Consider the following 15,475-nt stretch of genomic DNA (forward strand, 5'->3'; position numbering starts at 1 on the left):
ATTGCTTGAGTGGCTTCTTAAAATATAAATTAAATCAAGTAAAACTTTTAAATACTAGATTTGGAATTTATTCAGCTAACTTGTTGTCAGAACCCAGCACGTTGATAATTTTGTGCTTGTAGAGTTTTTCCATATTGTCGCGAGCCGGTCCCAGATATTTACGCGGGTCGAACTCAGCCGGTTTTTCTGCGAATACCTTACGGATAGCAGCAGTCATAGCCAGGCGAGAGTCTGAGTCGATGTTGATTTTGCAAACAGCAGACTTAGCGGCTTTACGCAGTTCCTCTTCAGGAATACCGATAGCAGCTTTCAGTGCACCACCAAACTGGTTGATAGTTGCAACCTCTTCTTCAGGAACTGAAGATGATCCGTGAAGAACGATAGGGAATCCCGGAAGTTCTTTCATTACACCGTCCAATACGTCGAATGCCAACGGAGGAGGAACCATACGGCCTGTCTTCGGATCGATGTGGCACTGTTCCGGAGTAAATTTGTAAGCACCGTGAGAAGTACCGATAGAGATAGCCAATGAATCGCAACCTGTCTTGGTAACGAAATCAACTACTTCGTCCGGTTCAGTATATGTGTGGTGGTCAGAAGAAACTTCGTCTTCTACACCTGCCAATACGCCAAGTTCACCTTCTACAGTTACATCGAACTGGTGAGCGTATTCAACAACTTTCTTAGTCAGAGCAACGTTTTCGTCGTAAGGAAGGTGAGAACCGTCGATCATTACAGAAGAGAAGCCTGAGTCGATACAGCTTTTGCAAGTTTCGAAAGTATCTCCGTGGTCGAGGTGCAAAACGATTTCAGGATTTTTGCAGCCGAGTTCTTTTGCATATTCTACAGCACCCTGAGCCATGTAACGCAACAATGTAGCGTTAGCATACTGACGAGCACCTTTTGATACCTGCAAAATAACCGGAGACTTAGTTTCTACAGCAGCCTTGATGATAGCCTGCATCTGTTCCATATTGTTGAAGTTGAATGCAGGGATTGCATATCCACCCTTGATAGCCTTAGCAAACATATCTCTAGTGTTTACCAGACCTAAATCTTTGTAATTAACCATTTTGTTTAAAAGTTTATTGTTAGTGAATTAAAAATTCTATGCAAAAGTAAGAATAATCCTTTGAATAGAGAAACCCTCGGGCGGAAATATCCGTTTGAGGAGCGTAATTCAATTCTATTTCAAATTATTTCCCATCCTTTAAGAGCTGTTTGTAATGTCTACGTAGCAAATAAAGGTTTTTTATTGTTTCCTCATATATATAATGGTAGGCAAATGATCGCTGTAACCATCCAACCACACTCTGCCACCATATGTACGCAGGGGTGCACCCTTATATTTACCATCCTGCTGAAACAGGTAATCGCGCATGAAAACTTCATTGTGATCATATTTCAATCCTTTTGTGGCTTGAAGCAGCGTGGGCGAAAGGATGATCTGATCGAACAGATTCCATTTGCCGCGATAGAGCAAAGTGCCCACTCCCTTATCTTCCAGCGTCACCCACCAGGGGTTGTAAAGGTCATCTTCAGTCATATCTTCGACGTGTTTCTTTGCCCCCAGTACGGCAAGGCTCAAGTCCATCGGATCATCGTTGAGGTCGCCCATGATAATCAGTTTCAAGTCCGGATCCGTACGCATCAGCGAGTCCTTCAATGCCTTCACCTGCATGGCAGCGTGCACGCGTACCGGTTCCGCCGCCCCCCGAGAGGGCCAGTGGTTGACTATCAAGCAGACTTTATCACCCGCCAGCTCGCCGCCTACAATCAGGAATCCACGGGTTTTGTGGATGGTATCTCCCTCGAAAGGAGTGGAAAGCACCAATGCCGTCGCATGGGGAGTGAATTGTTTGGGGTCATACAGCAACGCACAGTCGATGCCCCGTTTGTCAGGTCCTTCATAATGTATGTATCGATAACCTCCGGCAGCCAGTTCGGGTTGGCGAATCAGATCGTCAAGCACGCGCCGGTTCTCCACCTCCGCCACACCGATTGCGGCAGGCCCTGCCGGTACTTTATCACGCGAAAGTTCGCCCAGCACCTTGGACAGATTTTTCAGTTTCGAACGATATTTCTCCGAGTTCCACCCCTTTGCCGCATCCGGAAGATATTCATAATCGTTTTTTCCCGTATCATGAATGGTATCAAACAGATTCTCAAGATTGTAAAAAGCTACGCTGTACAGCCCGTCCGCATGATCCTGTGCCCGGCCACCGACCGCCAGCAACAATAAAAAGTTGAATGCAATAATTAGTTTCTTCATATATTTATTTTTGAGTTCACCACAGATTATACGGTTTAGCACAGATTCTTCAATTTCCAATGAAATAAATCTTCAATCTGTGCCAATCCGTGTAATCCCTTAACCCGTCACCCCTGCAAAAGTCTTAAAAAAAAGCGAGAATACGACTTTTTTTCCAAAACTTTTTTCCTAAGAAACAAAAAAGCATTATCTTTGCAACCTGAAAAATGACCATTACACTATTCTTACCAAATAGTAAAACGATATAATAATTTAAAAAACGAATATTAAAATGAAAAAAGGTCTTCATCCTGAATCATACCGTCCGGTAGTATTCAAAGATATGTCAAACGGTGATATGTTTTTGTCTAAATCAACTGTAGCTACAAAAGAGACCATCGAATTCGAAGGTGAAACTTATCCGTTACTGAAAATCGAGATCTCTAACACTTCTCACCCGTTCTATACAGGTAAATCTACATTGGTAGATACAGCCGGACGTGTTGACAAGTTCATGAGCCGCTACGGTAACCGTAAGAAATAATAGGTCGGATCATCCGATTGATAAAAAATAAGCTGCCCCAATATTGAGGCAGCTTATTTTTTTGCCCTAAAGCCACTCCGCAAAGGAAACTGCTTCCCAAAAACGATCCATTTTAGTTTATTAACTATCAAAATTAGGTTTGCAACTAATATTTTTAGTTCATTTACAGCAAACAACAGAAACCCTCCCGGATCTCCCCTCCTATCCTCGTAAAGTAGCAGGAAAAGCAAAAAAGGTCAGAGATGGATAAAGGTAACTGACCACTACTACAAAAAATAAAGAAAGGAATAATAATGGAGTATCAACGGATATGGCTTTTAGTTTTGTTCTGTCTTTCCTCTTGGGATATGCACGCACAACATTTCGTAATCGAAGGGAAAACCAATGGATATGTTCCCGACGGCTCTATTCTCTACCTCGGACGCTGGAACGGAATGGGAGCAATGATTTATTTCACATCTGACATGATCCGTAACGGCACCTTTCGTTTGGAAGGCAAAAGAGAAAAGACTCCGGATATTATCTATTTGTACGGAACAGAAAAGGCTATCGGTACACTTAACCTACGTTTGTGGGTCGGCGATGACACCATAAGAGTATCCGCCAATTCAGAAGTACCGGAAACCTGGATTGTGGAGAACAACATGCCGCAACAAGCAGAAGAAGACTTCTATAGACAACTGAAAGGCAAGGACAATATAATAAAGACAAGTCGGATGAACAGCAGGCAATTATGGGATAGGTCACTCACTCCGGACAGTGTTCGAATACTAACGAATCAAATCATACAGAATGACCTACCAGGGCAGATCCGCATACTCAGCCATCTGCATAAACAGCCTAAACTGACTGATACAGGGTTGGTGTACTTTTTCTTATCGAGTGGTTATGCCCATTGGATGACCAATCCGAAACATCTCTGTATGGGGAGAGAAATTTATGGCCAATTAACAGGAAAGCAAAAGCAAACCTATTATGGTAAGTTTGCCAAATCTTATTTTTATCCCGACAAAACACCCGAAAAAGGAGACTATTATATAGATGCCAACCTATTTGATCTGAAAGGAGATTCTTGCAAACTGACAGATTATTTAAATAAAGGGAAATATATTCTGCTGGATTTCTGGGATCTATATTGTGCACCTTGCAAGAAGTCAGTGCCCGGCTTAAAGGAACTGTTCTCTTCCTGTGCGGACAAACTGACGATTATCAGTATCAATGTCGGCAGTCGCGAAAGCCAGGTAAAGGGAAGCTCTGATTTTCTATGGGAAAACCTCAGCGACGGGCAAGGCCTGACGGGGATTGCATCCCGCTACGGAATAAAATCCATCCCTTGTTTTATATTGATAGCACCCAATGGGCGAATAGAAAAATACTGGAAAGGATATGCCATGCACCACTCCGGCATGGAGAAAGAGATCATGGAAATTATTCTCCCAAATCCCTCACCTACAGAAGCATCAAAGTAAAAAACAGCTTTCCAGAAGCAATATATACTTTTATAGGGAAAACCCTATGGCACAATAGGAGAAAAAACAGCGCTGTAGGAAACTTCTTTCGTATCTTCGTAACATCTAATCATAAATTCACTAAAAAAGATACGACTATGAAACGACTGACTATCCTATTTATGCTCTTTCTGACCTCGTGCATCCTCTATGCCAAAGACCGGAAAGGAAATGACCTCAGCGGTCCCATTGCACTGAAAGGCGAACTGACCGAAAAGTACCAAAACTACACGAAAGGTACTCCTGTCGTCATCCGGGGAGTACGAAAAATGCGCATTTCACCCGATGAAACGGCAGGCATCACCTATGCCGTGGAAATAGACGGGCTGCAATATCCTGTCGGGGCAGAAGAAGCCGGTAAGATCATCCGGCTGAAACCGGCGACAGTCCTTGAATACTGGCAAGGCGTTTACTTGTCACAAGGCATGTATGATTACTACAATCGGAAAGGTTATCGTTACAAGATGCGACAGGAACTGGACGAGGAGTGCCTGGACTATCTGGATAAACTCAACGAAATAGCCTACAAAGACGCCTACATTCAAGACTATGTACAGGCCATTTTTGCCAAAGTCAATCCCGGCGAAATAGATACGAACCGTCCGGAACGACTGAATGTACGCATCATTCAGTCACCCGAACCGGATGCCTATATGCTACCCAACGGGGCCATGCTGGTAAGCACCGGACTTCTCTGTACCATCGATTCGGAAGAAGAACTGGAAGCTATTATCGCCAACGAAATGGTTCATTTCATCCTCGATCATCAGGTGGATAATGTGTCACGTGCCGAAACCCGCGCCAAACGGGCCGCTTTCTGGGCGGATGTATTGGGGACAGTAGCCATGGCGGCCGACGATACCAACTGGATGTATGGATATGACGAACGGGTGGGTGCCATCGAGTTGGCAGCCAGCATCGGAACCATTGCCGCTCTGATCAACGTGCGTACAGTGAATCGCTTGGGTATGGATTACAGCAGCAAGCAGGAGCTGCAAGCCGACCGGATTGCCCGCGATTACCTTGCCTTCAAAGGGATGAACCCCAATGCTCTCTCTTCTGCCATCAATAAAATAAAAGAGTTTTATGGCTCAGTCCATCGCTACGACAACCTGACACGCTACGGCAGCTACGGTCTGTTGAAGGAGCGCCTTGCCAAACTGGGAGAAACCGAAGGCATACACAGCCATATGTTTGAGAAAATGACCTCGGACATCGTGACTTTCAATGCTGCCATGTATCAGGGAGACAAACGCTATAAAATGGCGGAACAACTGGCTCAGAAGAACATAGACAATCGGGTGGCCTCCGATCATGACTACGTGATCCTGGTCAAAGCACGTATGGCTCAGGAGAATACCCCGGAGAGCAACGAAGCTTGTATGAAACTATTGGAAAAGGCCCGGGAAATTGCCACTGCACGCAATCTGGATATCAACAAACAGGAGATTCTGTTGCTGATGCGCATGAACAAACAGGCAAAAGCCGCCGACAAACTGAAAGAGTATCTGGACCTGCTGGCCGAATATAAACAGCAAAACGACATGAACACCCAGGAATCCGAATGGATCGGAGAAGAACTGGACTGGGCTAGCAAAATGCTTTCAAAAATCAGTCTGCTATAGTTGCTATCTTAAAATGCCATAAAGGGTGTAGCCATACAACCGGTATAGCTACACCCTTTATTACAGATGGCTACACCTTCCGGGGTAAAGGGTGTAGCCCTTTTATAGAATCAGAAATTGATATAGACGCGACATTCGTGGGCAGGTATCATCAGACCGGTCGGTATCGAGGTCACATGAAGTTTCGTACCATCCAGATAGTTTGTCCAGACTCCCGTTACCGGAAAAGAAGTGATTGCCTCTATCGGCTTAGCGGTAAAATTACCAACTACGACCAACCTCTTGCCGTTGGTTGCTGCAAGAGTCAGAAAACGTCCTCCGGTCCAGTTGGCTGTCTTCACCAACCAGGAGAACGTGCTCCCCGGATTAAAGAGTTCAGAATGTTCCCGCCTCAACTTCAACAGTTTTGCATATGTATTGCACAACCCTTTCCGAGCTTCATTGTCCAGATATTCCCAGTGCAGAGGTTTCCTACCTGTCCGTCCCCCTTCTTCAATCGACACATCGTATCCCATTTCACCAAACTGCCATACCATCTTAGGACCGGGTGCCGTGAAAAAGAATGAAGCATTCGCAGCAAGCTGTTTCATACGGACATTTATATCCGATTTTAAAGGTCCCTCGCCATAAGCAATCTGCTTAAAGGCTGTCCGCTCTTCGTCATGGCTTTCCATAAAGCCAACCCACCCTCCGTAGGGCATTGTTGTTCCGAAAGTAACCAATGGTGTAAAATCACTGTTTGACGGATACCCCATTGCCGACTGGCAATAAGCATTGTTCAGGTTACGCCAAAGTTGCATGCCTTCTTCGGCCAATTCGCTCTCCTCTTTTTCGTCACAGAAATGCTCCAGGATGACGACTGCCTCCGGATTCACCTCACGAACTGTCTCGTTATAATCTTTCAGGATGGCAATACGCGAAGCGTCATAACTTCCGGCAGTGGCCTCCGTACTGCTGTTTTGTGTAAAGCCCTTTGTCATGTCGAAACGAAAGCCATCGATGCGATATTCCTCCAGCAGGAACTTCAGGTTCCGTTTCACAAATGCACGTACCAAAGGCGAGTCATGATTGAAATCATGAAAGACACCATAGGGATGAGGTTCTTTCACATTAAACCAAGGGTTATCGGCTGCCGTACGGTTATTTTTGGTATCCCAATACAAACGGGCAAAAGGATGCGAACCACTGGCATGGTTGTAAACAACATCAAAAAGAACAGCCATACCCACTTCGTGGCATTTATCGATAAAAGCCTTATACATATGATCGGTACCGTAAGCCTTGTCCAAAGCAAAATGGAAACAAGGATTGTATCCCCAGCTGTCATTGCCATCGAACTCCTGCACCGGCATCAACTCAACAGCATTGAAACCTAAACTTTTCAGATATCCTATCTTCTCCATAGCACCGTTCAGATCGCCTGTGGCAGTGAAATCACGCAACAGCAGTTCATAGATCATCAGATTATTTTTATCGGGTATCCGGAAGTTTTTAACCTTCCATTCATAAGAATCCCTTTGTATTTTGAATACAGAAGCAATGCCGACAGCACCCTTGGGATACTCTTTCGCATCGGGGTAGGTAGAAGAGGGAATGTATTTATCGTTATCCGGATCGAGTATCTTACGGCTATAAGCATCAGCCAGACGAAGAATCTCCCCGGCCCTTGTACCGACATAATACTGAAAAGCATATTCACGGGTAGGCTGAAGTCCGGTCAGTGTAATCCACCAGCAGCCCGCAGCATCATCCCGGTTCATTTGGCTGTTGCTTTCATTACTCAACTTCCAGTCATTAAAATCACCCACGACATGGGCAAAATCCTTATGTCCCCCTTTCTTGTCTTTATCATACAGCACCAACGTGACTGTGGATGCGTCTATCAGATTGATTCCTTCCTGCAGACCGCCAGGCATAGAAGCATATCTGACAGCCGCGGGTTCAAAGGGTTTATACAGATGATCGGTAACAGAGACAAACGAGTCTCCGTCCGTTCCTTTCTTGCTCCCGTCGGCACTGCGAATCACGACACCCAATTGCCGAACCGGTGTTTCGTTCGAACCAAACCATTGACGGATCGAAGGTGCCAGCGTAATACTCCAGATATTATCTGCCACCCGGACCATTTTACATTTATCCACATTAGTATTCCACTCCGCAGGCACATACATCCAGGTCCCTTCTGACACCACTCCCGTATGTACATACACATCACCCGCATAACCATAGAGCGGGGAAGTTTTCGTCGCTTTAAAATATAGCGTCAATTGCCTGTCAGCATCCGGAGTCTCAGGTCGGAAACTCAGTCCGTCGTCACATCTTCCCTCCTGCGTGATCCGGATTTTTTCCGAAAGGCTGCCGCTCCTGATGACAATCTCTCCTTCACGCCCGGCCACTCCCTCATTGGGAGCCACCGTAAAAGCCAAGTTGGTAACCACCAGTCCGCGGGTATTGGCCTGCGAAATCCAACTACGATCCACTTCCGGAATTTCGACCTCAAATGTTATATTGGCTTTTACTTCCACCTGCACAGTTCCTCCTTCCTTGCCCACTTCGAAACGGGAAGCTGTCAGTGTCAGTGCATCTTTCTGCTTTTGTGAAACGGTAAAACTTTTTTCAATTCCTCCCGCCACCAGGGTCAGCTTGACGCTACGGCTGTCATAATCAGCATTTTCCTGTATACTGATAGTCACAGAAGCATCGCCCGCTGTTCCCGAAGATGGAGACACCGTACACCAGTCTGCCGCTCTGCGTGTATCCGTATCGGTGGTCAGCGAGATCCGCCATGGACGTCCTGACGAGAACGATAGATTCCGGGTTCCCGAAGTAGCGGCAAAATCAATGCCTTGCTCAAAAAAAATCTCACTATCAGAAGAAAGAATCAGAGAATCGGTTTCTTTCTCTTCCGACGAGCAACCGGAACCAATCAGCGGAAGCAGGAGGAGCAGAAACGGAAAAGTTAAATATTTCATAGATTAAAAGGTATTATTGTATATAAAAAAGGATGCCAACCTTATGCAGGTTGACATCCGAAGTATCTTCCTGGCATTTCTCTTCCAGATAGAGAAATACAGGATTATTTTTTAGTCATGGTCGCCGTTTTAGCATCCGGATTCAATACAATGGTATAGGCTCCGGCTGTCACTTTCATATTAGCACCATCCTGAGTCAATGCCCCCAGGCTGCCACCCAGATTGACAGTCCAAGCACCGTCCCATCTGAATTTCATCTCACCGGCTACCAGAGTGACGTCCACCGACCAGAGTTTAGTTGCCGGATCATAATTCATCACAGTTCCTTTGTCCCATCCACCGGGTGTGGCATCACCAATTATCTCCCAACCGGTCTTGGTCAACGAGGCTGTCAGCTTCTTCATATCGGCACCTACCCGATAGTATCCGGCTGTTTCAATCTTGATATTATCGCCGTCGCTGGGCATCAGAACAAATGTCCCTATGTTCTTAGCTTCATCCCAACTGATAGGGCCCATCATACCGATCCATACCCCGGCATCCCAGAATTTAAATTTGGTATCGGCATCAAAATAAAATGTTCCGGTATAGATAAAGTCGCGGGCAGCAGATTGCACTTTGTAACAATCATCTTTAGTAGCGTCCCATCCCTGATAGCTTCCCGGCAATGCCATTTCCGCACTCGACAATTCAATGGTAGTTTCTACCATGCTATAAGAATATTTACCGGCATTTGTCAGATTCATAGTGATCACGTATGGACTGGCTTTCAACACCTTAAAATTATTAGGCCCTGCCACCAGTTCGCCTTCAAGTTCGGACTCCTTACCGGATACCGCTCCGTAATTATCGGAATCCCAGTTATTGTTCGACCTGAATTTAAACTCTTTGTCAAGCAATGAAGTAGTAACCGTCCATAAGCGGGTGGTGGCGTCATAGTCCATTTGTGTGTCCTTATCCCAACCACCGGAAGTAGCGTCTCCCACCACTCCCCATACAAGGGGTTCGGTCTGTTCCACCTTACCTTCGGCATCTACTTTGATCCCGTAGAATCCTTTTTTAGCAGCCGTCTGATCCTTTGCCAGAATCTTGGTAAGATCACTTCCGTCTATAATAGCATACGAAACACCATCCGCATCGAAGTTGGCATATCCCTGGTATACCCCGTCACCATCGGGATCGCCCAACAGGTAAGCATTCGTATAGTCCCAGTCCGGATAGCCCACGGCCACATAAGCGAACTTCCAGTCAACCGCATTCGGATCAAAAAGAGTCGCCTTAAAAGTAATCGAGTTCGAAGCCGGATCAGCAGTCATGTCATACGCTTTAGAAGTCAGCGTAATCGTAAAGTTATAAGTCTGTCCCGGATAAGCCCCCACCTTAGCCATCATAGTGTTCATCTGTCCATTGGTAAACTTCAGGCTGGTAGTTCCGGTTTCACCCAATAAGACAGTTTTCGCATTCGCATCATTCGTCAGTGTAACGTCATAATTCACCACTGCCTTCACTCCATAGTCTGCTGCCGTCCACTTGATCTCGGGAAACTCAGCCGCAGCATTTTCATCGTTGAAAGTAAAGTCGCTTTGAGAGAAAGGCTCAAAAGCAGAGGCTTTCTGCAACTCCATGACGGGCGACTTCTCATCTTCGCAAGCCGTAAAGGCCAGAAGTCCTAACAACAGTGTATAGAAATATATTTTTTTCATAATCTTAATTCGTTGTTTTTAATAGTCATTCGATTTTAGTATCCTTCATTCTGCTTGAGATTGGTGTTAGAACCGATATCGTCTGACGGAATCGGGAACACGTTGTAGAAGTTCTCAACAGCCTTACCTTTGGCTGTACCACCCTTCCAAGGCCATACGTAACCGGCAGTAGTAAACAGTCCGAAACGTACCAGGTCTGTACGGCGTTGTCCTTCAAAGAAGAATTCACGGCCTCGCTCGTCAATGATGAAGTTCAATGTCAAATCGGAATCAGAGATAGGAGCCAGCGTCTTATCACTGTACGCTCTCTTACGCAGATCGTTCACATAACGGAGAGCAGTAGCTCTGTCGCCACCCTGACCGCCTCTGAGCACAGCTTCGGCATACGTCAGGTAGATTTCACCCAGACGGAAAAGCGGGAAGTCTACATAAGCTTCCTTTGAAGGAGGCAGCGTTCCATCCTTATTTACATTGAAGTATTTGGTAACGGGAATACCGTTATTCTGGAATGTATTTTCGTCAATAATTTCAAGACTGGTTGTCAAATCGGTACGGAGCATTGCCTTACGGGTATCCGCATCACTGCCACTCTCTTTGAGGAACAGATTGTAGAGTGACGATTTTGCCCTTACACCCTGCCATGCTCCTTTGGCATTGACTTCTTCCTGAGTCGCCGTAGCCCCCCAGCAAAGGAAGGCGGTCATACCACCCCAGGTCATCGTCTGATCGCCTTCATAGCGTACCGGGAAAATCATTTCGTTGGACAAGTGGTTGTCTGCCTTGAACATATCTACATAAACAGGTTCCAACTGATAACCCGTTTCGATCACTTTCTTAGCATACGTGATACATTCGGTATATTTGTTCTGGCCAACGTAAGTCTCCGCATTAAGGTACAGGCGTGACAAGAGTGCCCACGCGGCAGCTTTGTTGGCATGCCCGTAGTCCTGGCTGTATCCCACTGTGGGCTCCAACATATCCTCTACGCATTCAGTCAGTTCTTTCTCGATCCAGTTGAACAGATCGGCAGCCATGATCTGCTTCGGCGGAATACTTCCGATCGGGCTGTTTTCGTCTACAAACGGTACATTGCGATACAAGTCGAGCGCATATTCATAGCTCAATGCACGCAGAAAACGGGCTTCGGCACGCCATGTCTTGATCGAGGCTTTCAGTGATGCGTCACAACCGCGGGCATCCAGTTTATCTTCGGCAGTCTCACGCAGATAAGCGTTGGCTACATTGATTTGATAGAACAGGCGGTAATATGAACCCTTGATCCACGGACTAGATGCACCCCAGGAGATATGGTTGAACTCAGGGATACCGGGGTCATTCCATGCACAGTGTGCAATGTCCGAAGGCAAATCCTGCATATTCCACAATACACGGAGGAAGGAAGCCTGGCTACCGCCATCGATGCCTACCACATCCTGATCGGAATCACCCCCGCTGTTACCGCCGATGGCCATGCCTGCATAAATCTTAGCAAGACTCTGCTCATAAGCCAAGGGCTCGTTCCCGAAAACAACGTCGGAAACCAATTCGTCTTTGTCCAGTGGAACCGTATCGAGGTCGTTCACACAAGACGCTACTCCTAACATCATTCCCAGCAATGCACAGGGAAGAAGATATTTAAATTTTATTGTTTTCATGTTTTACAGATTAAAAGTTGAGATTAAGGCCGATCATGAATACACGGGGGCGAGGATAGATGTTGTTATCGATTCCTTCACCACTGATTTCCGGATCCAGTCCCTTGTACTTAGTAATGACAAACGGATTCTGTACCGTAGCATATACGCGTGCACTCTGCTTATCATTGAAGAGTTTATTAAACGTATATCCCAAAGAGATGTTGTCCATACGCACGAACGAAGCATTCTGAACGTAATAGCTGGAACGGTATTGAGCGTTCTTGAAATCAGTGCTGCGGGCAGAGGTCAGACGATTTTTCAGGAATCCGGTCTGGTCATACATATTGGCGCCTTCGTATGCCTCACGGTTGGACTGCACATTATTGTAAACATAGTTACCGAAGCTACCGCGCAAAGCAAATGAAAAATCCCAGTTCTTATAAGAAAGTTGTGAGGTCAGTCCCATGAACACATCAGGAGCAGCTTTTTTGAAGCAGATCAAGTCGGCGTCGTTAATCTGGTTATCTCCATTCTGATCTACATAAGCACCTTCGATAGGTTTACCGTCAGGACCATAAATCTGCTCGAACACATAGAAGGAATTGAACGCCTCACCTACCCGATGGATCAGGGCATTGTATCCTGTACCACCATCGATGCCGCCATGGATGACACCGGCATAGTTCGGGTCGTCGTTGAAAGTCATCTTGGTGATCTTATTCTTATTATAAGAGATGTTATAGCCGATATTCCAGTTCCAGTCCTGTGTTGAAACAGCATGGGCATTGATGCTGAACTCAAAACCCTTGTTCTCCAATGTACCTACATTAGTCAGCAACTGATTGCTGAAGTTAGTTCCGGCAGGAGCCGTAACGGTGTTCAGCAAGTCCTTCGTTTTACGGAAGTAATAGTCGATTGTACCCGTGATGCGTCCATTCAGGAAACCGTAATCGATACCTACGTTCCAGGTTGTGGTTTCTTCCCACTTCAGGTTCTGGTCATAAGGTTGCGGAGCAATCAGTGAGTATTCGGTATCACCAAAATAATAGTTGGCACCTGCCTTGGAATACATGTATCGGGCCATATAAGGATAGTCTCCATTGCCCAGATTCTGCTGTCCGGTCACACCATATCCCAAACGTAATTTCAGATCCGAAATAGCGTTCACATTCTTCAGGAATGACTCTTCGTTCAGCTTCCATGCCAGTGCTACCGATGGGAACAGTCCCCAACGATTGTCCGGACTGAAACGTGAGGAGCCGTCGTTACGCAGGGTAAATGTCACCAGATAACGGTTCAACAAAGTATAGTTGAGACGTCCGAAGAAAGAAACCAGATAGCTTTCGCTCGCATAGTCATCTCCTTTTTTATAGAATTCTTCTCCCGTCTTCTCTGCATAGGCAGCCGAGTAAGGATAGGAGTTGGTAGTCGAATTATAGAAATGCTGCCAGGAGTAACCTGCCATGACATCAATGTAATTAACTCCGAACGTATTGGCATAGTTGAGGTAGAAATCAAGCAAAGTGTTGCGTTTCAGCTGAGTATAATGGCTGTTTTCACCAAAGCCGTTTTTGAAATTACCCGTACAGTAAGTCAAAGGTGAATTATCGGCTATAATCACGTCACCTTTACTTTTCGATACATCATAACCTAAGTTCAGGTTAGCGCGAAGTTCAGGCAGGAAGTGGAATTTATAATCAATCTGCGCATTGCCGATGCTGCGGTAAACAGTCGATTTATCATCTTTCTCTTCAAGCATGGCAACCGGATTGGCCAGGCCGATATCAATCGGAGAAGTCTTGTCTCCCTCCTGCTTCATATACATAAAGTATCCGTTTCCATAAGGATTGCCTTCCATATAGACAGGCTGTGTGGGATCATACTGGGTAGCCAGACCGATAGCTGCACGGTCGGCAAAACGGTTCTTATTGTATACCCCCTTCACATTGAGCTGGATGTTGAGCTTCTTGTCGAAAAAGTTGGGGTTCAAGTTGATGGCACCTGTCAGACGTTGCATATTCGAAGTCTTCAGGATACCGTTTTCGTTTGTATACGCCACGGACACACGATAAGGCATATGCGGAACTGCTCCGGATACACTTACATTATGATCGGTACTGAAAGCCGTACGGAAGATTTCATCTTGCCAGTCGGTAGAGGTTTTACCCAGCGCATTGGCCTGAAGGCTGTTTTCGCCAAACTTCTCGATTACAAAATTACGAAAATCTTCCGCCTTCATCACATCAACCGTATTCGATTTCGTACTGATAGAGAACGTACCACTGTAGTCTACCTTCACGCGTCCCGATTGCCCTTTCTTAGTGGTAATGATAATGACACCATTGGAAGCACGCGAACCGTAGATAGCAGTAGCAGAGGCATCTTTCAGAATCGTAAACGTCTCGATGTCATTGGGATGAACAGTAGAGAGCGGGTTGCCCATACCCTTGATCTCGGTGTTATCGACAGGCACTCCGTCAATAACGATCAACGGATCGTTGCTGGCCGACATGGATGAACCTCCACGCACACGGATCGTAGCTCCGGCCCCCGGGGCTCCACCATCGGTAATCACACTGACACCGGCAGCCTTACCCACCAAAAGGTCGGAAGCCGAGGTAGCCATACCTTTTACCATCTTATCCGCATCGATTGCCATCACCGAACCGGTTACGTCATTTTTCTTCACGGTACCATAACCAATCACCACCGCTTCCTGAAGCATCACCGCATCTTCATGGAGAGTTACCGTCACGCTGGGAGCGGCTTTCATTTCAACCGGCTTATAACCGATGAAAGAAATTACAAGAGTTGAATTTTGAGGAACACTCAGAACAAAGTTTCCGTTCAGGTCGGTAATCGTACCGATAGAAGAATTATCCTTCACAACCACATTCGCGCCGATTACGGGTTCACCCGTTGAATCTTTCACATGTCCCTTGACAGAGACTTGTTGTGCATAAGCGCTCAATGACAAGAATAGCCCAAACAATAGGGGCAGAATCATACGACAGACTCTAAGATTAACTTGCTTCATGCATCTAAAAATTAAAGTTAACAATATAAATATTAAATATACTTTCTAAGAGATAGAGAATGAACGACTTCATCCCGATTCTTGATTACGTAGCAAAAATACTATTTAAACAACAGTCGCTTATTTAAATTCAAACAAATCCACGCATGCAACTCCGCAAACGATTGCATCATAAAAGCGGACTTATAACATACTATC

At 45.8% G+C, this 15,475-nt stretch carries 9 protein-coding genes; 3 read left to right on the forward strand and 6 right to left on the reverse strand.

Annotation, left to right across the window (positions count from 1 at the left end; genetic code table 11):
- Nucleotides 1–67: 67 nt before the first annotated feature.
- Together BF9343_RS15055 and BF9343_RS15060 are read right to left on the reverse strand one after the other, a co-directional pair.
- Nucleotides 68–1,072 carry a class II fructose-bisphosphate aldolase gene (locus tag BF9343_RS15055; protein WP_005798895.1) on the reverse strand — a complete coding sequence of 335 codons (1,005 nt, stop codon included), beginning with the start codon at nucleotides 1,070–1,072 and terminating at the stop codon, nucleotides 68–70.
- Between the two features lie 180 nt (nucleotides 1,073–1,252).
- A complete protein-coding gene (locus BF9343_RS15060) occupies nucleotides 1,253–2,272 on the reverse strand; it encodes an endonuclease/exonuclease/phosphatase family protein (RefSeq protein ID WP_008769604.1) in 1,020 nt (339 codons plus the stop codon).
- Between the two features lie 271 nt (nucleotides 2,273–2,543).
- Between BF9343_RS15060 and BF9343_RS15065 the strand changes: the two genes are divergently transcribed.
- From BF9343_RS15065 to BF9343_RS15075, 3 genes are all read left to right on the forward strand, one after another.
- The gene (locus BF9343_RS15065) at nucleotides 2,544–2,795 is read left to right on the forward strand and encodes a type B 50S ribosomal protein L31 (RefSeq protein WP_005789565.1); all 252 of its coding nucleotides are present in this window, start codon (nucleotides 2,544–2,546) and stop codon (nucleotides 2,793–2,795) included.
- A 347-nt stretch (nucleotides 2,796–3,142) separates the two neighbouring features.
- Complete coding sequence (locus BF9343_RS15070; protein WP_010993281.1) at nucleotides 3,143–4,264, forward strand: TlpA family protein disulfide reductase; 1,122 nt, start codon at nucleotides 3,143–3,145, stop codon at nucleotides 4,262–4,264.
- A 137-nt stretch (nucleotides 4,265–4,401) separates the two neighbouring features.
- The gene (locus BF9343_RS15075) at nucleotides 4,402–5,928 is read left to right on the forward strand and encodes a M48 family metallopeptidase (RefSeq protein ID WP_010993282.1); all 1,527 of its coding nucleotides are present in this window, start codon (nucleotides 4,402–4,404) and stop codon (nucleotides 5,926–5,928) included.
- 110 nt (nucleotides 5,929–6,038) lie between these two features.
- Here the strand turns inward: BF9343_RS15075 and BF9343_RS15080 are convergent, their stop codons facing one another.
- From BF9343_RS15080 to BF9343_RS15095, 4 genes are all read right to left on the reverse strand, one after another.
- Entirely contained in the window at nucleotides 6,039–8,900 is a 2,862-nt protein-coding gene (locus BF9343_RS15080) for an alpha-amylase family glycosyl hydrolase (RefSeq protein WP_010993283.1), read from the reverse strand.
- A 104-nt stretch (nucleotides 8,901–9,004) separates the two neighbouring features.
- Nucleotides 9,005–10,603, reverse strand: a complete 1,599-nt coding sequence (locus tag BF9343_RS15085; protein WP_010993284.1) for a SusF/SusE family outer membrane protein — start codon at nucleotides 10,601–10,603, stop codon at nucleotides 9,005–9,007.
- A 35-nt stretch (nucleotides 10,604–10,638) separates the two neighbouring features.
- On the reverse strand, nucleotides 10,639–12,258 hold the full coding sequence (locus tag BF9343_RS15090) for a RagB/SusD family nutrient uptake outer membrane protein (RefSeq protein WP_010993285.1): 1,620 nt from the start codon (nucleotides 12,256–12,258) through the stop codon (nucleotides 10,639–10,641).
- 10 nt (nucleotides 12,259–12,268) lie between these two features.
- Nucleotides 12,269–15,277 (reverse strand): SusC/RagA family TonB-linked outer membrane protein, encoded by a 3,009-nt coding sequence (locus BF9343_RS15095; RefSeq protein ID WP_005789575.1) that lies wholly within the window; start codon nucleotides 15,275–15,277, stop codon nucleotides 12,269–12,271.
- Between the last annotated feature and the right edge of the window lie 198 nt (nucleotides 15,278–15,475).

Source organism: Bacteroides fragilis NCTC 9343 (assembly GCF_000025985.1).
In the GTDB taxonomy this organism is placed as follows: domain Bacteria; phylum Bacteroidota; class Bacteroidia; order Bacteroidales; family Bacteroidaceae; genus Bacteroides; species Bacteroides fragilis.

Coding starts and splice junctions, on each gene's coding strand:
- BF9343_RS15080 (WP_010993283.1), bottom strand. CDS start 8,900: ATGAAATATTTAACTTTTCCGTTTCTGCTCCTCCTGCTTCCGCTGATT.
- BF9343_RS15075 (WP_010993282.1), top strand. CDS start 4,402: ATGAAACGACTGACTATCCTATTTATGCTCTTTCTGACCTCGTGCATC.
- BF9343_RS15095 (WP_005789575.1), bottom strand. CDS start 15,277: ATGAAGCAAGTTAATCTTAGAGTCTGTCGTATGATTCTGCCCCTATTG.
- BF9343_RS15055 (WP_005798895.1), bottom strand. CDS start 1,072: ATGGTTAATTACAAAGATTTAGGTCTGGTAAACACTAGAGATATGTTT.
- BF9343_RS15060 (WP_008769604.1), bottom strand. CDS start 2,272: ATGAAGAAACTAATTATTGCATTCAACTTTTTATTGTTGCTGGCGGTC.
- BF9343_RS15085 (WP_010993284.1), bottom strand. CDS start 10,603: ATGAAAAAAATATATTTCTATACACTGTTGTTAGGACTTCTGGCCTTT.
- BF9343_RS15090 (WP_010993285.1), bottom strand. CDS start 12,258: ATGAAAACAATAAAATTTAAATATCTTCTTCCCTGTGCATTGCTGGGA.
- BF9343_RS15070 (WP_010993281.1), top strand. CDS start 3,143: ATGCACGCACAACATTTCGTAATCGAAGGGAAAACCAATGGATATGTT.
- BF9343_RS15065 (WP_005789565.1), top strand. CDS start 2,544: ATGAAAAAAGGTCTTCATCCTGAATCATACCGTCCGGTAGTATTCAAA.